General features: G+C 32.5%; 27 protein-coding genes and 1 other annotated feature. All 27 genes read left to right on the plus strand.

Features of this window, described 5'->3' with window-relative positions:
• Position 1 precedes the first annotated feature (1 nt).
• The 27 genes from BN2746_RS03310 (at position 2) to saoD (ending at position 23,259) form a co-directional block, all read left to right on the plus strand.
• Complete coding sequence (locus BN2746_RS03310; protein ID WP_055078410.1) at positions 2–1,159, plus strand: glycosyltransferase; 1,158 nt, start codon at positions 2–4, stop codon at positions 1,157–1,159.
• Entirely contained in the window at positions 1,152–2,567 is a 1,416-nt protein-coding gene (locus BN2746_RS03315; RefSeq protein ID WP_055078411.1) for a D-alanyl-D-alanine carboxypeptidase family protein, read from the plus strand. The genes BN2746_RS03310 and BN2746_RS03315 overlap by 8 nt, the downstream gene beginning before the upstream one ends.
• 11 nt (positions 2,568–2,578) lie before the next feature.
• Complete coding sequence (locus BN2746_RS03320; protein WP_055078412.1) at positions 2,579–2,824, plus strand: pro-sigmaK processing inhibitor BofA family protein; 246 nt, start codon at positions 2,579–2,581, stop codon at positions 2,822–2,824.
• Between the two features lie 20 nt (positions 2,825–2,844).
• On the plus strand, positions 2,845–3,492 hold the full coding sequence (locus BN2746_RS03325) for a 50S ribosomal protein L25 (protein ID WP_055078413.1): 648 nt from the start codon (positions 2,845–2,847) through the stop codon (positions 3,490–3,492).
• Between the two features lie 37 nt (positions 3,493–3,529).
• Positions 3,530–3,650 (plus strand) — a sequence feature (ribosomal protein L10 leader region).
• A 37-nt stretch (positions 3,651–3,687) separates the two neighbouring features.
• The gene (rplJ, locus tag BN2746_RS03330) at positions 3,688–4,230 is read left to right on the plus strand and encodes a 50S ribosomal protein L10 (RefSeq protein ID WP_055078414.1); all 543 of its coding nucleotides are present in this window, start codon (positions 3,688–3,690) and stop codon (positions 4,228–4,230) included.
• Positions 4,231–4,255: 25 nt separating this feature from the next.
• Positions 4,256–4,630, plus strand: coding sequence for a 50S ribosomal protein L7/L12 (gene rplL / locus BN2746_RS03335; protein WP_055078415.1), 375 nt, complete (start codon positions 4,256–4,258; stop codon positions 4,628–4,630).
• A gap of 166 nt (positions 4,631–4,796) precedes the next feature.
• Positions 4,797–8,303 carry a DNA polymerase III subunit alpha gene (locus BN2746_RS03340; protein ID WP_055078416.1) on the plus strand — a complete coding sequence of 1,169 codons (3,507 nt, stop codon included), beginning with the start codon at positions 4,797–4,799 and terminating at the stop codon, positions 8,301–8,303.
• Between the two features lie 8 nt (positions 8,304–8,311).
• On the plus strand, positions 8,312–9,271 hold the full coding sequence (pfkA, locus tag BN2746_RS03345; RefSeq protein ID WP_055078417.1) for a 6-phosphofructokinase: 960 nt from the start codon (positions 8,312–8,314) through the stop codon (positions 9,269–9,271).
• A gap of 15 nt (positions 9,272–9,286) precedes the next feature.
• Complete coding sequence (pyk, locus tag BN2746_RS03350) at positions 9,287–11,041, plus strand: pyruvate kinase (protein WP_055078418.1); 1,755 nt, start codon at positions 9,287–9,289, stop codon at positions 11,039–11,041.
• A 9-nt stretch (positions 11,042–11,050) separates the two neighbouring features.
• On the plus strand, positions 11,051–11,494 hold the full coding sequence (rpiB, locus tag BN2746_RS03355) for a ribose 5-phosphate isomerase B (protein ID WP_055078419.1): 444 nt from the start codon (positions 11,051–11,053) through the stop codon (positions 11,492–11,494).
• A 3-nt stretch (positions 11,495–11,497) separates the two neighbouring features.
• On the plus strand, positions 11,498–12,427 hold the full coding sequence (locus tag BN2746_RS03360) for an HAD family hydrolase (RefSeq protein ID WP_055078420.1): 930 nt from the start codon (positions 11,498–11,500) through the stop codon (positions 12,425–12,427).
• A gap of 45 nt (positions 12,428–12,472) precedes the next feature.
• The gene (locus BN2746_RS03365; RefSeq protein WP_055078421.1) at positions 12,473–12,715 is read left to right on the plus strand and encodes an RNA-binding S4 domain-containing protein; all 243 of its coding nucleotides are present in this window, start codon (positions 12,473–12,475) and stop codon (positions 12,713–12,715) included.
• Positions 12,715–13,002: an FtsB family cell division protein gene (locus BN2746_RS03370; RefSeq protein ID WP_055078422.1), complete on the plus strand. Its 288-nt coding sequence runs from the start codon at positions 12,715–12,717 to the stop codon at positions 13,000–13,002. Before BN2746_RS03365 ends, BN2746_RS03370 begins: the two co-directional genes overlap by 1 nt.
• Before the next feature lie 70 nt (positions 13,003–13,072).
• The gene (locus BN2746_RS03375; RefSeq protein ID WP_055078423.1) at positions 13,073–13,474 is read left to right on the plus strand and encodes a S1 RNA-binding domain-containing protein; all 402 of its coding nucleotides are present in this window, start codon (positions 13,073–13,075) and stop codon (positions 13,472–13,474) included.
• 33 nt (positions 13,475–13,507) lie between these two features.
• Complete coding sequence (gene tilS, locus BN2746_RS03380) at positions 13,508–14,860, plus strand: tRNA lysidine(34) synthetase TilS (RefSeq protein WP_055078424.1); 1,353 nt, start codon at positions 13,508–13,510, stop codon at positions 14,858–14,860.
• Complete coding sequence (hpt, locus tag BN2746_RS03385; RefSeq protein ID WP_055078425.1) at positions 14,850–15,404, plus strand: hypoxanthine phosphoribosyltransferase; 555 nt, start codon at positions 14,850–14,852, stop codon at positions 15,402–15,404. Before tilS ends, hpt begins: the two co-directional genes overlap by 11 nt.
• 9 nt (positions 15,405–15,413) lie before the next feature.
• A complete protein-coding gene (gene ftsH / locus BN2746_RS03390) occupies positions 15,414–17,333 on the plus strand; it encodes an ATP-dependent zinc metalloprotease FtsH (RefSeq protein WP_055078426.1) in 1,920 nt (639 codons plus the stop codon).
• Positions 17,323–17,787, plus strand: coding sequence for a DUF5673 domain-containing protein (locus tag BN2746_RS03395; protein ID WP_055078427.1), 465 nt, complete (start codon positions 17,323–17,325; stop codon positions 17,785–17,787). The genes ftsH and BN2746_RS03395 overlap by 11 nt, the downstream gene beginning before the upstream one ends.
• 113 nt (positions 17,788–17,900) lie before the next feature.
• On the plus strand, positions 17,901–18,668 hold the full coding sequence (locus BN2746_RS03400) for a type III pantothenate kinase (RefSeq protein WP_268909016.1): 768 nt from the start codon (positions 17,901–17,903) through the stop codon (positions 18,666–18,668).
• The gene (gene dusB / locus BN2746_RS03405) at positions 18,646–19,605 is read left to right on the plus strand and encodes a tRNA dihydrouridine synthase DusB (protein ID WP_077064910.1); all 960 of its coding nucleotides are present in this window, start codon (positions 18,646–18,648) and stop codon (positions 19,603–19,605) included. The genes BN2746_RS03400 and dusB overlap by 23 nt, the downstream gene beginning before the upstream one ends.
• 122 nt (positions 19,606–19,727) lie before the next feature.
• Positions 19,728–19,991 carry a thioredoxin-like (seleno)protein SaoT gene (gene saoT / locus BN2746_RS03410; protein WP_317133678.1) on the plus strand — a complete coding sequence of 88 codons (264 nt, stop codon included), beginning with the start codon at positions 19,728–19,730 and terminating at the stop codon, positions 19,989–19,991.
• The gene (locus BN2746_RS03415; protein WP_055078429.1) at positions 19,984–20,199 is read left to right on the plus strand and encodes a hypothetical protein; all 216 of its coding nucleotides are present in this window, start codon (positions 19,984–19,986) and stop codon (positions 20,197–20,199) included. The genes saoT and BN2746_RS03415 overlap by 8 nt, the downstream gene beginning before the upstream one ends.
• 21 nt (positions 20,200–20,220) lie before the next feature.
• A complete protein-coding gene (locus tag BN2746_RS03420) occupies positions 20,221–20,763 on the plus strand; it encodes a hypothetical protein (protein ID WP_055078430.1) in 543 nt (180 codons plus the stop codon).
• The gene (gene saoP, locus BN2746_RS03425; RefSeq protein ID WP_404803076.1) at positions 20,760–21,524 is read left to right on the plus strand and encodes an ABC transporter permease subunit SaoP; all 765 of its coding nucleotides are present in this window, start codon (positions 20,760–20,762) and stop codon (positions 21,522–21,524) included. Before BN2746_RS03420 ends, saoP begins: the two co-directional genes overlap by 4 nt.
• Entirely contained in the window at positions 21,521–22,309 is a 789-nt protein-coding gene (gene saoA / locus BN2746_RS03430) for an ABC transporter ATP-binding protein SaoA (RefSeq protein ID WP_148445334.1), read from the plus strand. Before saoP ends, saoA begins: the two co-directional genes overlap by 4 nt.
• Positions 22,310–22,930, plus strand: coding sequence for a MerB-like organometallic lyase SaoL (gene saoL / locus BN2746_RS03435; protein WP_350297496.1), 621 nt, complete (start codon positions 22,310–22,312; stop codon positions 22,928–22,930). It abuts the gene before it with no gap.
• Positions 22,927–23,259, plus strand: a complete 333-nt coding sequence (gene saoD, locus BN2746_RS03440) for a DsrE-related protein SaoD (RefSeq protein WP_055078433.1) — start codon at positions 22,927–22,929, stop codon at positions 23,257–23,259. Before saoL ends, saoD begins: the two co-directional genes overlap by 4 nt.
• Positions 23,260–23,285: the final 26 nt, after the last annotated feature.

The following is a 23,285-nucleotide window of genomic DNA, read 5'->3' on the forward strand; positions in this document are numbered from 1 at the left end:
AATGAAAGTATTGATGGCAACTCAAGGTATTCCAAACTCCAAGACTCCAATGTATGGCATACATCAATTTGAATATGCTAAAGCTTTAAAAGAAGCGGGAATTGATGTATATATGGTGTCACTGGATTTAAGATCACTAAGACGATGGAGAAAATGGGGATATAGTGAAGGGGAGTACAACGGGATAAGATATTATAACATCAGTGTCCCAGTTGGTAATTTTAATGAACTTACTCAAATGAAATATGGGACAGCTATTTTAAAAAAACACCTTCATGCCATCTTGGAAAAAGAAAAGAAAACTGAAATTTTGCATTCACATTTTTTAAATCATTCCTATCCTTTTGTAAAAGTGATTAGAGATGAAAATATAAGTATTCCAATTATAATTTCCGAACACTCTTCTCATGTGAATAAGAAAGATATTAATGAAATTTCAAGGGAGAAGAGAATAATTGGAGACTATGTATATAATAATTGTGATAGGCTTATTGTAGGAAGTCCATACTTTAAAAATGTTATGAAAAAAAACTTTGGAGTAGTTCCTATAGTCTCTCCAACTGTAGTTGATACAAATGCTTTTACTTTAAAAAATTATAATTTTGATGAAGATGTATTTCATGTGGTGTCAACGGGAAATTTAATAGAGGACAAGGGACATTTTGAAGTTATTGAAGCCTTTGCAAATGTGTTTAAAGATAAGAACGCCACATTAAAAATATTTGGACAGGGTCCTGAAAAGGAAAAATTACTTAAATTAATCTATGATAAAGGAATGGAAAATAAAATATTTTTGATGGGACATAAGAGTTTAAATGAAATTAATGAAGAGTATAATAAGTCAGACCTTTTCATATTGGCATCTCGACATGAAACCTATGGAAAGGTGTATATTGAGGCGATGTCCAGTGGCTTACCTGTTATAACTGTAAATAATGGTGGATCGGAACACTTTATTAAGAGCTTTAATGGTGTGGTGGCAGAAAAAAACAATGCTTTAGACTTAGCAAATAAGATGGAATTAATGTATAATAATATAAAAGGATTTAACAAGTTGGAAATCAGAGAGTATGTTAACTTGAACTTTTCAAAAGAGGCAAGTATAAGAGATTTATTAAAAATATATTCTGATGTTTTAAAAGGAGAGAAAAATGTCTAAGAGAAGAAAGAGTTTTAAAGATATTAATGAAAAATACAGTTTCTTAGATGAAGGTGTGGACGGATTAAAAAATAGAAATTCCACCAGAGATGAAGAATCCAGACAGAGAGCTCAAAGAACTGAAGACTATAGAAGCAGAAGAAATTCTTCAAATAGAAATACTTCTGATGAAAAGAATCAGGACTTTAGAGATCACACCATAAAAATGGATGCTCAAGCCATTGAAAAAGAGAGACGTAGACTTCAACATATCGCTATGAAAAAAAGACAGGAAAAACAAAAAAAGACCAGAATGATTACAATAGGTATATCTATTTTAGTTGTGATAATTCTTGCTCTTTTAATCAAGTCGGTTCTTGATGCAAAAAACAAGGGAAATGTAGCTTCTTCAGAATCTTCTAACATTGTAGAAACTATTAACAGCAATGAAACTACAAGCCTTAAAGGATTTGTATTGGTTACAAAAGCTGCTAAGTATTATCAAGAAAGCAATACTTCATCTACAGAACTTGGGGAAATCGCGGCTGGAGAATACCTTGAAAATTATGGAGTTACAGATGGTTTTAACAAGGTTAGATACAATGGTATTGATGGATACATTGAAAGCTCAAACCTTTCAACAGTAAACAACCAAGATCAATTGAAAGTTATTAAAGGAATACTTGTTGTAAATGATCAATATAGTCTTCCAGAGGACTTCCAACCAGGAATGAATGTTCAGGCAAAAACTAATTTTGATATCATGGCAAGAAAAGCTAAAAATGATGGTGTAATCATCAAGATTGCAAGTGACTTTAGAAGTTTTGAACAACAAAAGACAAATGGTTACACTGATGGAGAGTCTGCTTTTGGAGAATATATGGCAGATGGCTCACAAGTTGACCCAGGAAAGAGTGAACACCAAACAGGACTTGCATTTGATGTTGTTGGAGAAGATTACGAAAACAAATACAATGAAAACTTTGGAGAGAGCAAAGAATATAAATGGTTAGTTGAAAATGCACATAAGTACGGATTTATAATCAGATATCCAAAAGACAAAGAAAATGTGACAGGAAGAAAGTTTGAGCCATGGCATATCAGATTTGTAGATCCAACTGTTGCCGATGAGATGCATAGAAACAATTTGTGCTTAGAAGAGTATTTAGGTCTTGCTAAAGTAAGTAATGAAAACAATCTAAGTACATTAAACAATCAAAACGACGATAATCAAGATAATGATGAAAATAACAATTCTGATAATTCTAATTTGAATAATGATAATTCGAATGACAATTCAAATGATAATTCAAATGACAACAATGATTATCAAGATGATTCAAATGAAGAAAATAGAACAGATAATAATTATAATAACGATAACGATCAAAATAATGATGACAACTCAAATGAAGACAATGAATATTAATTGGTGATATTATGGAGATTGTTACAATTATTATAGCTGTAGTCCTTATGATGCTGTTTTTTGGAATCTTAGGATTTTCCATAAAGGCTTTTGGTAAGTTAATTATTAATAGCATCTCAGGCATATTGTTACTGATTATTTTCAATTTTATAGGTGGAATTTTTGGTATAACATTAGATTTGACATTTTTAAATGCAATAGTTGCAGGAATATTTGGCATTCCAGGCATAATTGTGTTATTATTGTTAAAGTCTTAATATTTTATATGGAGGTAAGCATGACAGATTTTAGAATTAATGCCCAAGTGAGAATGGGTACAGGAAAAAATAAAGTTGATAAGTTAAGAGCAGAAAAGAAGGTTCCAGGCGTTATTTATCAAAAGGGAGAAGAAAATATAAACTTAGTTTTTGAAGAACAAGATTTAGAAAAATTATACCTTTCAGCAGGTACTTCTAACCTTGTTACTTTGGAAATTGAAGGTAAGGAAAGAAAGGCTCTTATAAAAGACGTTCAAAAACATCCTTTCAAGAACCAATATGTTCACGTTGACTTCGTTGGTGTTGACATGAATACTAAGATGAGAGTTGTTGTTCCAGTTGTTTGCGAAGGAAGAGACAATATTCACGAACAACCATCAGTATTGATGCAACTATTAAATGAAATTGAAGTAGAATGTCTTCCTGCAGATATCCCTTCAGATGCTATTGTTAATGTAGAAAATATGAAAATTGGTGATACATTAACAGTTGCTGATTTAGATATTTATGGAAATGATAAGATTGAACTATTTGAAGAAGCTGATGAACCAGTTGCAATTCTATCTGAACCAAGAGAAGAAGTTATAGAAGAAGAGGAAGAAGAAGTTGATGCAGCTGATGTTCCTACTGTTGACGAAACAGAAGAAAAAGAAGAGGAAGAAGAATAAAAAGCTTGACAGATTAAAAAACATCTGTCATAATATACAAGGTAATTAAATACTGCCAAAGACAGTAGGTGTAAAAAACTTAATTTCCTACCGAGGTGGATAAGATTGAAATATATATCTTTCTGCCTTATTAGGTAGAAAGATTTTTTTATATCAAATATTTTTGGCAACAAACAGTAGTGGAGGTGAAATTTTTTGAAAGATCACGTTTTACAGCAAAAAGAATCAGTAGTATCTGAAATTACTAAGAACATTGAAGATTCTAAAGCGATAGTTTTAGTTGACTATAGAGGATTAAATGTTGAAGAGTTAACAGAACTAAGAGAAAAATTTAGAAATGAAGATGTAGTTTACAAAGTATATAAGAACACAATGATGAATATTGCATTTAAAAATCTTGGACATGATTCTATACTAGAACATTTAAACGGTCCAAATGCAATAGCATTCAGCATGAAGGAAGAAACTGCAGCTGCGAGAATTGCTAATGATTTTGCAAAAGATCATGAAAACTTAGAAATCAAAGCAGGCTATATTGATGAAAAATTCCTTGATGTGGAAGGTGTTAAAGAATTGGCATCTATACCTACAAAAGAAGTTCTTATTGGTAAGTTACTTGGAAGCTTAAAGGCTCCAGTATCTAACTTCGTATACTTGATAGATGCTATAGCTAAGAAGAAAGAAGAAGGATCAGAAGAAGGTCCAGCACAAGAAGCAGAAGAAGTTACTGCAGAATAAATTAAAATTAAATTGGAGGTATAGAATGGATATTCAACAAATATTAGAAGCAATTGAGAACATGTCAGTTCTTGAATTAAATGATTTAGTTAAAGAAGCAGAAGAAAAATTCGGAGTATCAGCTTCAGCACCAGTAGTTATGGGTGGAGTAGTTGCAGCAGGCGGAGAAGCTGGCGCAGCAGAAGAAAAATCTGAATTCGACGTAGTATTAGAATCAGCAGGAAGCCAAAAGATTAAGATTATCAAAGTTGTTAAAGACTTACTTGGTCTTGGATTAAAGGATGCTAAGGAATTAGTTGACGGAGCTCCTAAGACTCTTAAAGAAGGCGTAGCTAAGGCAGAAGCAGAAGAAATGAAATCTCAATTAGAAGAACTTGGAGCTACTGTAGAATTAAAGTAATTACCAATAATTAATGGTACTGAGCTAAGGCTTGGTACCATATTTTTTTTAAGAAATTGTTTGGTTTTGAGAGTAAAGTGAACAGTTTCTTTTTTACTTTTAATTAGCTCTTTAAATTTAAGAAATCTTTTAGCATATGATACAATTTATTCAGGAGTGGAAAGACATGGATAATTTATTTACTCATCTACATGTTCATACAGGATATAGTTTGCTCGATGGTTTTAGTCCCATACCCAAACTACTTGATAGAGTTAAGGAATTGGGAATGAAAAGTTGTGCTATAACGGACCATGGATGTATGTTCGGTGTAGTTGAATTTTATAAAGAAGCTAAAAAAAGAGACTTAAAACCTATAATAGGTTGCGAAGTATACACAGTCAATAAAAATTATATGGACAAGAGTCCTCAAAATAAAAATTATAATCATCTTATACTACTTGCTGAAAATAATACTGGATATAAAAATCTGATGAAAATAGTATCACTTGGTTACTTAAATGGTTTTTATTATAAACCGAGAGTTGATAAGGATGTCCTTAGAAAATATAGTGAGGGATTAATTTGTCTATCGGCATGTTTAAAGGGAGAAGTTTCTGAAAAACTTGTTAATAACAATTATGAATCGGCAAAAAAAGCTGCCATGGAACTTGAAGATATATTTGGAAAGGGAAATTTTTTCTTAGAAGTTCAAAATCATGGAATGAAAGAAGATGAAATTGTTCTAAATGGAATGAAGCAAATTTCAGAAGAACTTGGTATTCCAATTTGTGGGACAAATGATGTTCACTATATAAAAAAAGAAGATTGGAAAAATCATAAGGTGCTTCTATGTGTTCAAACAGGACAAACATTAGACGACACTAATAGCGAGAACATGCACTATGCACCAGGAGAATTTTATTTGCGTTCTCCAGAAGAAATGAGTGAACTTTTTAATAATCCAGAATATTTAGAAAACACAGTTGAGGTAGCTCAAAGATGTAATGTTACACTTGATTTTGAACATATGCACTTACCTTATTTTAAAGTTCCTGAGGGTTACACTAACAAGGATTATTTAAGAAAGCTCACATGGACTGGTATAGAAAAAAGATACAACCAAGTAGACGAAGTTATTAAAGAAAGACTTGAGTTTGAACTAAATACAATTGAAAATATGGGATATGTTGATTATTTTTTAATAGTTTCTGACTTTATAAGATTTGCTAAGAGTAAAAATATTCCAGTTGGACCAGGAAGGGGATCTGCAGCAGGTTCCATCGTGAGTTTCGCCCTTGGAATTACCGATATAGATCCGATTAAGTATGATTTGCTCTTTGAAAGATTTTTAAATCCAGAGAGGGTATCCATGCCCGATATTGATATAGATTTCTGTTATGAGAGAAGAGAAGAGGTTATTGACTATGTTGTCGAAAAGTACGGAGAGAATAAAGTTGCACAGATAGTTACTTTTGGAACCATGGGTGCAAGAGGCTGTATTAGAGATGTAGGTCGTGTTATGGGGCTTCCTTTAAATTTAGTGGACAAGGTTGCTAAAAACGTACCTAACGAGCTAAATATAACCATTGAGAAAGCTTTGGATACAAGCGAAGAGTTTAAAACTATATACAATAGTTCTGAGGAGATAAAAAAACTTGTGGATGTTGCAAATGATCTTGAAGGAATGCCAAGGCATACTTCTACCCATGCGGCAGGTGTTGTTATTTCAAAAGAGCCTATAGTAGAATATGTCCCTCTTGCCAAAAACAAAGATTCTATCATAACACAGTTTAATATGACGGAACTTGAAGAACTGGGTCTTTTGAAAATGGATTTCTTAGGGCTGAGGACTCTAACGGTTATAGATGATACTATTAAGCTGATTAAGAAAAACAGAAATGTTGAAGTTGATATAAACAAAATTGACGTAAACGATAAGAAGGTATTAAAACTTTTTTCAAGTGCAGAGACTTTAGGAATATTTCAGTTTGAATCACCTGGTATGAGAAACTTTTTGTCCGAGTTAAAGCCAACGGTTTTTGATGACCTTATTGCGGCAAACTCACTTTTTAGACCAGGACCGATGAATGAGATTCCAAACTATATTAAAAATAAAAACAATCCAGAACACATAGAATATTTACATCCACTTTTAAAACCAATACTAAACGTAACTTATGGAACAATTGTCTACCAAGAACAAGTTATGCAAATAGTTCAAAAGCTAGCAGGCTATTCCCTTGGAGCAGCTGATAATCTTCGCAGGGCAATGGGTAAAAAGAAGATGGATGTAATGGAAAAAGAAAGGGTAAACTTTATCTACGGTTTAAAAGACAAAGAGGATAATATTATTATAGACGGCGCCATAAGACGAGGTGTTGATGAGAACATAGCAAACAAAATATATGATCTTATGATTGACTTTGCAAAATATGCCTTTAATAAATCTCACTCTGCAGCCTATTCTCTTGTAGCAATGAGGACGGCGTGGTTAAAGTATTATTACCCAGTTGAATTTATGGCGGCACTTCTATCTTCAATAATGGGAGATAGTAAAAAAGTATCCCAGTACATTCAAGAGTGTAAAAGACTTAAGATAAAGATTTTACCTCCAGATGTAAATAGAAGTTATAAAAAGTTTTCAGTTGAAAAAGATGATATAAGATTTGGACTTTCAGCGATAAAAAATGTTGGAACAGGACTAATAGATACAATTGTTCAAGTTAGAGAAGATAGTGGAGAGTTTAAGAGCTTTAGAGATTTTGTTGAGAGGGTAGCTTCAAAAAATTCTCAAGCCCTAAATAAAAGAGCGGTAGAATGTTTAATAAAAGCAGGAGCATTCTCAGCTATTTCTGAAAACAGAAACTCTCTTATGATGGAATGTTCTATGGTTATAGATTCTGTTCTTAAGGACAAAAGGACAAATGTGCCAGGGCAATCAAGTTTATTTGATGATTTTAGCTCTAAAGTTGAAGATGAAAAAAATAGTTTATATAATGTAAAAGAATATCCTAAAAAAGAACTCTTAAAGATGGAAAAGGAAGTTTTAGGAATATATCTTTCAGACCATCCACTAAGGGAATATGAAGAGTATATTTTAAAGACTCAGGAGTTCTCAAGTTTAGAGTTGGACTCTGAAAATCAAAATGCAGAAGAGAACTGGGATAACAAGACAGTCGTAGTTTCTGGTGTGCTAAATCAAGTTACGAAACACTACACAAGGAAAACTCACTCTCCAATGGCTACTGCAATACTTGAAGATCTTTATGGAACTATACCCCTTGTAATTTTTCCTAAGGCCTATTCAGATTATAAAGATTTAATTGAAGAAGATAGAATAGTAAATATCATCGGAAGGGTAAGTATAAATGAAAAAGGTGAAGGAGATATTCTTGTAGAAAAAATAGGAAACACTGAAGATATTTTCAGACAGTATAAGGAAGTTACAAAGGATATCAATAACGAGAAGTCACTTGAACTAACTTTTGAGAGAGGAAATGAAAAAGAAAAAGTTGAACTTGTAAAGAACTTGCTTAAGGGTAAACAAGGAAATTCCAGGGTGAAACTATTTTTTAAAAAAACAAATACAGGATTTATGTTCAACGAAGAATATAATGTAAATCTTGAAGATAAAGAGGTATTGAATGAACTTAAATCAATACTGGGAAGTAAAAACATAAGAATTATTTAGAGGTGTATATGAAGACAATTGCCATTTTAACCAGTGGAGGAGATGCTCCAGGAATGAATGCTGCCATTAGAGCGGTGGCGAGAACTGCCATATTTAATGGTCTTAGAATAATGGGAATTAGATTTGGATATGACGGTCTTATAAATGGTGACATTTATGAAATGAATGTGTCATCAGTCGCGGATATTATACAAAGAGGTGGAACTATTCTTGGTTCTGCAAGGTCAGAAGAGTTTCAAACGGAAAAGGGTCAAAAACAAGCTTTTCAAATTTTAAAGGATTTTGGAATAGATGGACTTGTGATATTAGGAGGAGATGGCTCTTTTAAAGGTGCAAAAGTACTTAGTGATATGGGAGTTAAAGTTATAGGTATCCCATGCACTATTGACAACGATATGGGATATACTGATTCAACTATAGGTTTTTACACTGCTGTAAACACAGTTACAGAAGCTGTAAGCAAGCTAAGAGACACTTCCTCTTCCCATGGAAGGGCAAATATAGTTGAAGTAATGGGAAGACGTTGTGGAGATTTGGCGCTTTATGCAGGTGTTGCATCAGGGGCTGAAAGTATAGTTATACCTGAAAAGCCACTTGATTTAGAATCCATTATGAATAAGATAAAAAGAGGCAGAAAAAGGGGTAAATTACATCATATTATAGTTATGGCTGAGGGAGTAGGAAGACCATATGTGTTAAAAGAAAAAATAGAAGAGATAACGGAAGTTGACACAAAGGTTACAATATTGGGTCATGTTCAAAGAGGAGGTTCACCAAGCCCTCACGACAGACTTCTTGGTAGTGAAATGGGAAATCGTGCAGTAAAACTTCTTATTGATGGGCAATCTGCACTTGCAATGGCGCATAAGGATGGAGAAATAATAGCTGTTGAGCTCGATAAAGCTATTGAAACCCCTCATGTTTTGAATGAAGAGCTATATGATATGGCACAGGAAATATCTATTTAAAATCAGGAGGATTTTATGAAGAAGACAAAGATTGTATGTACAATAGGACCTGCATCAGAGAGCTTAGAAACATTAAAAGAGTTGATGCTTTTGGGAATGAATGTATGTAGATTAAATTTCTCCCATGGTAATCATGAAGAACATTTACAAAGAATAAAAAACATAAAGCAAGCGAGAGAAGAACTAAATCTTCCAGTTGCAATAATGCTTGACACAAAAGGTCCAGAGATTAGACTTGGAGATTTTTCAGTAGAGCAAATTCAACTATCTATTGGAGATAAATTCACTTTAACAACAAGGGAGGTTCTTGGAGATCAAAGTCAAGTTTCAGTTTCCTATAAAGATCTTCCAAAAGATGTGCATATAGGTGGACATATTCTTATAGATGATGGTTTGGTTGATTTAAAGATAGTTGATATAACTGATACAGACATAGTAACTGAAGTTTTAAACTATGGAATATTGAAGAGTAGAAAGGGTGTAAATGTACCTGGAGCAAAGATAAATCTACCATCTATAACTGAAAAAGACTATGGTGATTTGGTGTTTGGAATTGAAAATGGTATAGATTTTGTAGCAGCATCTTTCATTAGAAAAGCAGATGATGTAATAAATATAAGAAAAATTCTTGAAGAAAACGGTGGGAGTGATGTTCAAATCATATCTAAGATAGAATCTCAAGAAGGCGTTGATAACTTAATTGAGATTATAAATGCTTCCGATGGGATTATGGTTGCAAGGGGAGACCTTGGCGTTGAAACAAGAACAGAAGTAATGCCACTGGTTCAAAAAGAAATAATAAGAAAGGCTAACATTACAGGTAAACCAGTTATAACTGCTACACAGATGTTAGACTCTATGATAAGAAACCCAAGACCTACAAGAGCTGAAGTAACAGACGTAGCAAATGCTATTATAGATGGATCAGACGCTATAATGCTTTCGGGAGAAACTGCAGCAGGTTCCTATCCAGTAGAAGCGGTCAAAGTTATGAGCGAAATTGCCATTTCAACTGAAAATTCCAAAGATTTCAAAGATAGTACAAAGGTAAGGGCAACATGGGTCGATGGATACACAACAAGTTCCATAAGTCATGCTACAAAGGACCTTTCTGAACAACTTGGTGCTTCCGCTATATTAACAGCTACAACAACAGGCTCAACTTCAAGGGCAGTTTCAAGACTAAGACCAAATATGCAAATTATAGCAGCAACTTACGATGAATCGGTTATGCGTAAGCTTGCACTATCTTGGGGAGTATATCCTGTAATATCAGAAATGTGTGATAGCACAGATGAAGTTATAGATAAATCCATTAAAGCAGCCCTTGAAAAAAATCTTGTAAAAGAAGGAGATTTAATAGTTATTACTGCTGGAGTGCCTGCAGGCATTGGAGGTACTACTAACTTAATAAAGGTTCACACAATTGGTGAAGTTGTAGTTAGTGGACAGGGAATAGGTAGACAATCTGTAATTGGTCTTGTTAAAAAGGGAAATACTGAAAAAGAACTATTAAATAAGTTTAAAGATGGAGATATTTTAGTTACAAGTTCTGTAGACAAAGAGATTGTACCTTTCTTTGAGAAAGCAGGAGCTGTCGTTATAGAAGAAGGGGGATTGACATCACATGGTGCAATACTCGCACTACATTTCAAAAAGCCTACAGTAATAGGAGCAAAAGATGCTATGTCTATTTTAAAAGAGGAAATGATTGTAACGGTAGACTCATCATCTGGTTCTGTATATAAAGGATCAGCAAGAGTTTTATAGGAGGATTTAATGAGAATAGCAATGGGAAGCGACCATGGTGGCGCAGAGTTAAGAATTGAATTGATAGAATATATTAAAGAATTGGGACACGATGTTACAGATTTTGGTGTTGAGCTTGGAGAAAAAGCAGACTATCCTAACATTGGAATTGAAGTTGCAAAAGAAGTAGCTAATGGTAATTTTGATTGTGGAATTATACTTTGTGGTACTGGAATTGGAATTTCAATTGCTGCAAACAAGGTTAAGGGAATAAGATGTGCTGTGACAAATGAAGTTTATTCTGCAAAGATGGCAAAGATTCACAACAATGCAAATATAATTTCACTTGGTGGAAGAGTTGTAGGTTTGGAAGTTGCAAAGATGATAGTCTCAGAATATTTAAATGCAGAATACGAAGGCGGTAGACACGAAAACAGATTGAAGATAATTTCTGATTATGAGGAGAATTTATAGGTAATGATTAAAGGGGTTATTTTTGATATGGACGGAGTGCTTATTAATAGTGAAATATACTATTACAACGCACTTATCCGCCTTATTGAATCCGATGGTAAAAAGGTTGATAGAGAAGATTTTAAGAAGATTGTTGGACTTTCTGGAAAAGCTTCAAGAGATGTAATTGCTTATTATTATGAAGAAGACTTTGATCATAAGGACTTTATGAAGCGATTTAGAAAAAGTTATATGGGAGAAAATATAGATTATAAAACAATACTCTTTCCCTATGTTTGTGAAACTTTACCAAAGCTAAAAAGCAGAGGATTAAAACTTGCCCTTGCATCATCTTCTTCCATGAGGACAATTACACAAGCCATAGAACAGACAGGAATTAAGGATTACTTTGATTTTATAATTGGTGGAGATAAGGTAGAAAATCCAAAACCAGACAGTGAAATATATTTAAAGGCAATGGAAGGTCTTGGATTAAATAAAGATAACTGCATAGCGGTTGAAGATTCTTTTGTGGGAATAAAAGCGGCAAAGAACGCTGGCTTATTTACAATTGCAAAGAAAGACTTTGATTTCTCCATGAATCAAGCACAAGCCAATATAATCTTAGAAGACATGACTCTATTGAATACGATTATAGAAATTATAGAAAAAAATAAAACAGATTTTGAATATTCCTCATTAGACTATGGAAGCAAATTATTTTTACAAGCTCATATACTTGACAAGGAAATTAAAAAATCAAATCTTTCCGATAAAGATTTATTTAGGCTTGCGTTAAAAGACGACTCAAGACTTGCTGGATATTTAGAAATAGATTTAAAGTCAAAGGAAGAAAAAGGACAAGTTATAGTAAATCCACTTTATGAAGAAACTTCTATAGAGGGAGAACTTTTAGATAGTTTAAAAATAATTAATGATTTTTATTTAAAGTAGATGTTTACTTCTTTAAAATTTGATATACTTAAATAAGAGGTAGTTATGCGTATAGATAAATTTTTAAAAAATTCAAGAATTATAAAGAGAAGAACCGTTGCAAAGGAAGCCTGTGATGGTAAGAGAGTAAAGATTAATGACAAGGTCTGCAAAGCTGGAGATGAAGTTTCTGTAGGAGATGTTATCGAAGTTTTCTTTGGGACTGGAGCCATAAAAGTAAAAGTTTTAAAACTTTTAGAAAATCCAAGAAAAGATGAAGCTTCTGAAATGGTGGAAAGGATTGACTAATGAGAAGAAAGAGGAGTTCGAAAAGAAGAAAAAGTAATCTTATTTTTGTTCTTTTTATATTGACCTTTACCTATTTTCCCTATGCACTGGCAAAACAGGGTATTAAGATATCTGAATATGAAAAGGAATTAAATTCTTATACAAATAAGAAACAAGAAATAATTGAAGAGATATCTACATTGAAAAAAGACTATGAAAAAAGAGAAACTTTAGAGTTTGCAGAGAAGGTTGCAAGAGAAAAACTTGGTATGATTAAACCTAAGGAGTATTTAGTTAAGGAAAAATAAAATTATATTGACAATTTGACTGATTTACGTATAATTTTAAGTATAATATTTTAGGAGGATTTGTTAGTAAATGTCTATTTCTGTTGGACAGATATTGGAAGGAAAAGTAACTGGTATTACTAAATTTGGTGCATTCGTTTCTTTTCCTGAGGGTGATAATGGTTTAGTACATATATCTGAGATATCAAATGATTATGTGGAAAAAGTAGATGACTTTTTAAAAGTGAATGATACAGTTAAAGTAAAAGTGATTTCGATTAAAGATGGAAAAGTAAGTCTATCGATAAAACAGGCTGAAAAGAAAGTTAATGCACCAAAGGAAATAGATTGGGACATTGATGAACAAACCAAAGATTTATCTTTTGAGGACAAGCTTAATAAGTTTTTAAAAGAATCAAACGAGAAATATGTTGAGATGAGAACCCGAGATAACAAAAGGAAAATGGGCAATCGAAAATCAAAGAACTATTAAAACCGGGAGTACCGGTTTTATTTTTTTAAAGACATGATAGATAAAATAAAAAAACACATTAAAGAAAACAACTTAATAGAAGATGGAGAAAATATCGTAATTGGTTTTTCTGGTGGCCCTGATTCGGTGCTACTTTTATATGCTTTAAATGAATTAAGGAAAGAGTATGGATATAATCTCTTAGCAGTTCACATTAACCATCAGCTAAGAGGCGAAGAGGCTGTAAAGGACGAAGAATTTTCCAAAGATTTTTCCAATTCCATTGGGGTGAAATGTATCTCTTTTCACATGGATGTAAATGGATATGCGAAAGAGCATAAAATATCTGTGGAAGATGCTGGAAGGCGCATCAGATATGAAAAGTTTCATGAAGTTCTTGAAGAGGAATTTGGTAAAGGAGTTATTGCAGTAGGGCATCATAAAAATGATGATGCAGAGACCATACTTATTAATCTTATAAGAGGTGCTGGTGGAGCTGGTCTTTCTGGAATAAGTAGCAAAAGCAATAATATTGTAAGACCACTGATTGACATTACTAAAGGGGAAATCTTAGAATTCTTAAAGGAAAATAAAATTCCGTATGTAGAAGACAAGACCAACTTTGAAAATGACTACTTGAGAAATAAAATTAGAAATGTAATTATTCCATACATTGAAAATGAAATAAATGAAAACTTCATAGATTCTCTTACAAGATCATCAAAAATTATTGAATCTAATGAAGACTTTTTAGAAGATTATGTAAGAAATCTTAATTTGATAAGTCATGAGAGAAATTATTATAAATTAAACTGCAAGGACTTTGAAAAGCATCACATAGCCATACAAAGAAAGCTGATTCTAAAAGCCTACGAGAGTATCAAAGGGGACAGAAAGAATATTTCTTTTACTAATGTGGAGTCTATAAGAAAGATAATCATACAAAATAGCGGAGAATTTTATATAAATAATTTCTTGCTTTACATGGCATATGGATATTTGTATTTGATTTTTAAAGATGAAAAAAAACAAGAAGAATTTATCATAAGGGAAAAGGGTAAATATAATTTTAGAGACTTTATAATTAAAGTAGACATCGTTGAGAATAAAAATATAAAAGTACAAAGAAAAGAAGCTATTTTTCCAAAAGAGTTTTTGGAGGAAGGCATTGTTGTAAGAAGTAGAAAACCTGGAGATAAAATTAAATTAAAGAATTTTACAAAAAAAGTTAAAGATATATTCATAGATTCAAAAGTTCCTAAACATCTTCGAGATGAAATACCTATTTTACAGTATAAAGATGATATAATATGGATTGCAGGTTTAAAAAGAACTCATAATTACTTGGTAGACCCAAGTGATGATTTTGTGATAAAAATAAGATTGGAGGAAAAATATGTTAAATAAGAAAGCGGATTACATCAAAGATGTTTTGATTTCAGAAGATGAATTAAATAAAAGGCTTGACGAAATGGCTAAAGAAATTTCTGAAAGATACAAAGATAGCAAAAATGAACTCCTTGTTGTTGGGATTTTGAGAGGAGCTGTTATCTTCATGTCAAACCTTATCATAAGACTTGACTTAGAAGTGAAGATTGATTTTATGGCTGTGTCAAGCTACGGAGAAAGTTCAAAATCTTCAGGAATTGTAAGAATATTAAAGGACTTGGAAGAAGATATTGAAGGAAAAGATGTACTTATAGTTGAAGATATAATTGACTCTGGAAATACTTTGAACTACTTAACAAAAAATCTTAAAGACAGAGGAGCTTCTTCTGTTGCAGTTGCAACTCTTTTAGACAAGCCAGAGAGAAGAACTGTAGATGTGGATGTAGACTTTGTTGGATTTGAAATACCTGATGAATTTATTGTTGGATATGGACTTGACTACAGCCAACAACATAGAAACTTACCTTTTATAGCTTCTTTAAAGGAAGAGTACTATAGTTAGGAGGATATTTTGAGAAGAAAAGCAGGGAGTATATTTTATTATATAGGTCCTTTAATATTTTTTTTAATATTGGTTTCTTTATTTTCAAGGGGATTTAACAACTCAAAGGAAATAACGGTAAATAAACTTATTAACTATATTGAGGACAATGATGTAAAGACAGTTACAAGACAGGGGAATTCTGTTATTATAACTACTAAAAAAAATGAAGAGACTTTTAAAACTTATTTACCTGATGATCTTTCAGAAAATTTTTATGATGATTATATAAAAGAAAAGGTTGAGTCTGGAAATATTGAACTTCAGGCAAGGCCAGTTCAGGATAATAGCAAAATTTGGAACACTGTAATCAATGTTTTATTTTTTGCCTTTACTATTTTTATAGCATGGTATTTATTTATTGGACAGATGCAAAAGGGTGGAGGCAGTAATGTTGCAAATTTTGGAAAGAACAGAGCAAAGTTATATAAAGAGAGTTCAAATGTAAACTTTGATGATGTTGCAGGTCTGAAAGAAGAAAAGGAAGAACTTCAAGAGATAGTTGACTTCCTTAAAAATCCAAAAAAATATATTGAGATTGGAGCAAGAATCCCAAAGGGAGTTCTATTAGTTGGACCTCCTGGAACAGGAAAGACATATCTATCAAAAGCAGTTGCAGGGGAGGCAAAAGTTCCGTTTTTTAGTATTTCCGGCTCAGACTTTGTGGAAATGTATGTGGGTGTTGGAGCTTCACGTGTAAGAGATTTATTTAAAGACGCCAAAAAGAACTCTCCATGTATTATTTTTATAGATGAAATTGATGCTGTAGGTCGTAAGAGAGGGGCAGGTCTTGGTGGAGGTCATGACGAAAGAGAACAAACATTAAATCAACTTCTTGTAGAGATGGATGGTTTTGGAAAAAATGAAGGAATAATCGTTATGGCGGCAACAAATAGACCCGATATTTTAGATCCAGCAATACTTAGACCAGGTAGATTCGATAGAAGAGTATATATTGGTATACCAGATGTAAGAGAAAGAGAAGCTATATTAAAGGTTCACACAAAGAATAAAAAACTTGCACCAGATGTAAATTTGGAAGATATTGCAAAGTCAACCACAGGATTTACACCAGCGGACTTGGAGAATTTAACAAATGAAGCAGCGCTTCTTGCAGCAAGAGAAGATAAAACTTTAATTACTTCAAAAATATTTGACGAAGCAACTATCAAAGTTGTTGCAGGACCTGAAAAAAAATCTGCAGTCGTAATTGAGAAAGAAAGAGTTCTTACAGCTTATCACGAAGCAGGGCATGCAATTGTGTCAAGACTTCTTCCAGATACAGACCCAGTTCATATGATAACGATAGTGCCAAGGGGAAGAGCTGGAGGTTTTACATCTTTCTTACCTGAAGAGGACAGGTCTTATACGACTAAAAACGAGATGAAGCATGAAATAATAACTCTTCTTGGTGGAAGATGTGCAGAACATTTGGTTTTAAACGATATATCAACAGGAGCTTCAAATGATATTGAAAGAGCAACAAAAGTTGCAAGAGCGATGATTACTCAGTATGGTATGAGTGACAAACTTGGGCCAATTATGTACGACTTTGACTCAGATGAAGTATTTGTTGGAAAAGAGTTTGGCAAATCAAAGCATTATTCTGATAGGGTTGCCTACGAAATAGACGAAGAGATGAGAAAAATAATAAAGGAAGCCTTCTACAAGGCTTTGAAACTTCTTGAAGATAATATAGATTTGCTTCACAAACTTGCAAAAGTTTTACTTGAAAAAGAAACTATAAGAGCAGAAGAGTTTGAAAATATTTTTAACGAGTACAGCAATCAGAAAATTAAGGAAGAACCACCTGAACTTTTAGAAAAGGTACAGATGAGTGATAAAAAAATAGAAGATAAAATTTCAGGAGATAGTGAAAATGAAATATAAAGATTTTTTAAATATTCTCTATATTATTATTTTACTTGTAGTATTAAGACAAATTTATTATGGATATCATGCAAAAAAATCTGCAACAGGAAAGTTGATAGCATATTATATGCCTCAGTCCAGATTTTTAATCGTATTTCTTGCAATGATGTTAATGCTCTTAGGGGCATATACATTGATTGCAAAAGAATACTTTGGATTAGTATATCTACTTTCTGGAATAGGATTTGCATATATTTCATATCAAAAAATATATATCTATGAAGATGGGATTCTTTATAACACCAAGTTTACAAAATGGGAACAAATAAAAAAATGGGGTTATAATGATAGAACTAAAAATTTGGAAATTCTTACAAATGCTGTTAAGAATTCGAAACAGATAATTCCACTCAGAATAGAAGATAAAAATGAAGTGATGACTATAATAAAGAGAAAAAAGAAAAATAAATAAAAAATTTATGGATATCAATAAAACTATGATAAAATTACTTTACCCCCTATAAGTTTGATAGGGGGTAATAGTTTGTAAAAATTTAAGAAAGAAGTGATATTATTTTATTAGCTATAGATGTGGGAAACACCCATATGAAGTTTGGAGTATTTGAAGATGATAAACTTGTGTATCAATGGGTTATGTCTACAAAAGTTGAAAAGACATCGGATGAATTAGGACTTGAAATAAAATCTTTTCTTCTAAATAGAGGATTTAAAGTTTTGGATATTGAAGACATAGTAATGTCATCAGTAGTGCCAAACATGTTACGATGTGTAGAGTCCTCATGCAAGAGATATTTAAACAAAAAACCATATTTAGTTACAATGGCGAAGGATTTAGGAATTGTAAATAGATATGGAAATAAAAAAGAAGTTGGAATGGACAGGCTTGTTACTGCAAGCTGTGCATATCATAAATATAAGGCACCAACCATAGTTGTCGACTTAGGTACTGCTATAACCGTTGACTATATAAATAAAGATGGCGAGTACATGGGAGGGGCAATTGCTCCAGGTATCGAACTTTCATCAAATGCACTATTTACAGGAACAGCCAAACTACCAAAGATAGACTTAACTAAACCAAAAAGTGTAATAGGTAAGACCACAAGAGAGAGTATGCAGTCGGGAATCGTATATGGATATATCGGTATGATAGATTTTTTAATCCAAAAGATTTTAGAAGAAGAGAATTTAAAAGGTAAAGAGGTCAGCATAATAGGAACTGGTGGCTTTGCTGGACTTATTTCACAACACAGCAGCTATATAAATAAAATTGACAAAGATCTTGCAATGGAAGGCTTAAGATTAATTTATGACAGAAATTTTAAAAGATAAATTAGAAATCGGAAAATTAAAACTGGATAACAATCTATTTATGGCACCAATGGCAGGTATAACTGATAGGGCATTCAGAGAAATCGTATCAGAACTTGGTTCGGGACTTAATTTTACAGAAATGGTATCTGCAAAGGGACTATACTATAAAGATAAAAAGACAAAAACACTTATGGACAAAGGAGATGAAACTCTTTTATTTATACAGATTTTTGGAAGCGATCCAGATATTATGGCTTCAATAGTAAAAGATTATTTAAATAGTGACGATAGATTTCAAGGAATTGATATCAATATGGGTTGTCCTGCGCCAAAGATTGTAAAAAATGGAGACGGTTCTGCACTTATGAGGAACTTAGAACTTGCAAGGAGAGTTATTGATAAAGTTGTGAGTGCGTCTGAAAAACCAGTTAGCGTAAAATTTAGACTGGGATGGGACGAAGACAACATCAACTACCTTGAGCTTGGCAAAATTTGCGAAGAACTTGGAGTTTCATTTGTGACACTTCACCCAAGAACGAGAAATGCATTTTACTCAGGAGAAGCGGATTGGGATGCAATTAAGAAATTAAAGAATTACCTCTCTATTCCAGTAATAGGTAATGGAGATGTTTATAAACCAAAAGATATAGATGATATGTTTTCTAAAACAAATTGTGATGGGATATTACTTGCAAGGGGCGCCTTGGAAAATCCATACCTATTTAGCAGAATGGAAAAGCCTGACATAGTTACAATGATAAAACTAATAAAATTACATCTCAACTTAAAATGCGAATACCTTGGAGAAAGAGTTGCAGTTACTCAGATGAGGAAGCACATTGCATGGTACTTGAAAGGATTTAGAAACTCCAAGGAATTAAAAAATAAAATAAATACAGTGGACAAAAAAGAATTGGTGGAAGAAGTTTTAGATGAGTATTTAAGTAGTATTTAATAATAAATCTCTACAATTTTCATATTAAAATAAGTCAAAAGATGATTGATTAATTGTTTGACTTATTTTTTATTTTGCATATAATTGTTAAATAGAAGAGTATTACTATAAGGAGTGAGTGATTGAAGAAGGTACTTGTTGAATTTATTAATACATGACCAAGTTGTGACTCCATAGGGAGAAACGTCAAGGATGTGGCAAAAGAATTTGGAGATAAGGTTGAAGTAAAAATTTATAGTCAAGGTAAGGACATGGAAGCTTTAAAAAAATATGGAATGGTATTTCAAGGAACTATGATTATAAATGAAAAAAAGAAAGTGACGAGATTGAGCATAAAAAATATAAGAAATGAAATTTCACAGGCTGTTGATAATTTAAATGAATAAAAAAAATAATGGTTTTTTAATTAATTTTTTTTTAATCCTTGCAATAATCGGTATTGTAGCACTAATAGTGATTTTTCCTGAGAGTGAAGAGACCGAAACCTTAAGGATTGGTGCAGGGGACGATATGGCAGGGTCAATTTTAAAAAAAGTTATAAGTCAAAACGATTTTGATTTTGAGATTGAGCCATATTATTTGCAGGATTGTTGAGCGGCTACTGCTCAATGGTCATTGAAATCAAATGTTTATGATGTGGCTATAGTATGTACTGATGCCGCAGATAAGTTTATAGATACGAATAATGATTTTATTTTGCTTGGGACTGTGACTGAGAATACAGATATTTTAATAACAAAAAATAGCAATGGAAATAAAATAGGGTTAACGAATAACAAAAAATATCTTTCAAAATTCATAAGAGAAAAATATGATGGTGATGTAGATATTGAATATATGAGTCCACATAGTTTTGGATACGCCTATGAAAGCAACCAAATTGATGGATATGTTATAGATATAGGACTGATTAATTCGAATTTAGTAGGTCAAATTGAAAATGTATCTGATAAAGATTATGGTTCAAATGTATTAATAGCGAATAAAAATATCATTAACGATAAAAAGTTCAAAAAGTTTTTAAATGCCTATAACAAAATGGTTTTAGATTATAATAAAAATCCAAATCCAGATTATTTTGAGTTTAAATTTGGAAAAGATGAAAGGAGGAATGAGATTTGGAAGGTAAAATTAAAAGAAATAGATTTAAAACAATGATGGAATCTGAATCTTTCAGTCAAAAGGTATACAAATACACTTTTTTAATCTTATTATTGATTGTTTGGCAAGTTGCCTCAACAAAAGTGGGAATACCATTATTATTGCCAACACCTAAATCTACTTTTACAGAATTTTATGCAAATATTACAAGTAAACAGGTTATGACTAACATTGGGATAACAATGTCAAGAGTAGTTAGAGGATGGCTTATAGCTGTTCTTGTGGGAGTTCCTATTGGAATGGCAATGGGATTATCTAAAATTTTTAAAGGTATCTTAGGAGGAGTTGTGAATTCCCTTAGACAAATTCCTATGATGGCATGGGTACCACTTTCAATTATTTGGCTTGGAATTGGAGACGGACCAACACTATTTATGATTGCACTTAATGGGGTGTTTCAAGTTATTATGAATACATCTTCAGGAGTTGCATCGATAGACAAGGATTATTATAATGCAGCAAAGAGTATGGGAGCTTCAAAAGGAAGTACATTTGTCAATGTTGTTGTCCCAGCATCCATGCCTCATATTCTTGTAGGGGCAAGGCTTGCCATAGGTGCAGGCTGGATGTCTGTTATCTGAGCGGAGTTCATCGCGACAAGTGCTGGTATCGGTTATGAAATGATGCAAGCACAGTCAATGATGCAGACCAATAGGTTATTGGCGCTAATGATGTTATCAGCTTTAATTGGATTTATTTTGGATAGGTTTTTACTTTTATTAAATAAAAAACTTACCGCATGGAGGTATATAAGTTGAAACTAGAAGTAAAAAACATATGTAAAGGATTTGAAGAAAAACAAGGTAGAAGGATAGTTTTAGATGATATAAGTTTTAATGTTGAAGAAGGAGAGATAGTAACTTTACTTGGTCCTTCAGGTTGTGGAAAAACCACTATGCTAACAACAATCGCAGGATTTAAAAAACAGGACAGTGGCGTTATTCTACTTAATGGAGAACCGGTTACAAAAGCTGGACCAGATAAGGCTTTTATGTTTCAAAACTACGCCCTATATCCTTGGAAAACTGTTGAAAATAATATACTCTTCCCAATGAAACAGGCGAAGATGAGTATAGAGGAGCAAAGAAAAAGACTAGATTATCTACTGGAAATTTCAAGACTTAAAGAGCATAAAAATCTTTACCCTCATCAAATGTCTGGAGGTATGAAACAAAGGACTGCTTTAGTAAGAGCATTGGCAGTTAGACCAGAAATACTATTAATGGACGAGCCTTTAGGGGCCCTGGATATTGAGATGAGACAGAGTCTTCAAAATGAGTTACTTGATATATTTAGAAAAGAAAATCTAACAGTTATAATAGTAACTCATGATGTAAGTGAAGCAATTTATTTATCTGACAGGGTAATATTGATGTCTACAAATTATGGAGAGATTATTCTTAATGAAAAAATAGAGTTAGATAGCCCGAGAAACCCAGAGGATGAAAAATTCAAAGAATATGTAGGGCTTTTATCTAATAAATTTATTGAAGCAGGAACCAGAAAAAAGAAAGGAGTGGAGGTGAATTTTGAAGATAAATAAATGAAAACATCTATTGAGATAAGAGACGTTGAATGTAATGAAGAGATTTTAACACCTGAAGAACGCAAAGACAGAATAGGTATTTTAAATCTGATGTTAGATGAAGGTGGAGTACTTCCGATTTCAAAATGTTCAAAGTTTAAAATGCTGGACAGTTTGATAAAAAAAAGGAAGCTTATACTTGATGAGGAAGGCAAAGAGATACAATTTGCGTATCCTGTTTCAGGACTCCCAACATCACATCACATTACACTTAACGATGGAAGAGAGTATTACTCAATGTGTGCCATAGACTCCCTTGGATCCTACTTTACATTTTGGCAGGACTTGGAAATTGATTCCGTTTGTTCCACCAGTGGAGAGCCAATTAAAGTAGTGATAAAAAATGGGGAGATTGTTTATAAAAGTAGTTCAGATATTCATTGTATCCATGTTGATTTAAACGAGTTTGAAGATTGGTCAGCATCTTGCTGAAACGTAATGAACTTTTTTCTGGATGAAAAAAAGATGAAGGATTACTTTGTAGACAATGAATTAGACTATGAAACAACCTATGGATTAAGCTTAGATAAAGCTTTTGAAGTAGGCAAAAAAATATTTTATAGTGAGGTATTGAAATGAGAGTAGCTTATGTTGTTAGTTCAAGCAATTCCAGAAAGATTTTAAGGGATATGATTATTCCTCAAATGGAAGCTGGAGAACATGTTGCAGAAGTCGTAGGAATGTTCTTTGTTTTTGACAATACATTCATGTTGTTAGACAACACCGACTTGGGACAAAGAATTCAAAAGTTAATTGATGAGAAAGACATGGTAGTATTAGCATGTGATCAATGTGTCTATGAAAGAGAAATTGAAGATAAAATCATCAAAGGAGCACATATAGGTTGCTTCCCTATGTTATATGGACTTTTGAAAGATGCAAATTTAGATCAAGTTATAACTATTTAATAGCTTGACAGAATTAAAGCCGGAGG

It is taken from the genome of Lagierella massiliensis, from assembly GCF_001407835.1.
Lineage (GTDB): Bacteria > Bacillota > Clostridia > Tissierellales > Peptoniphilaceae > Mediannikoviicoccus > Mediannikoviicoccus massiliensis.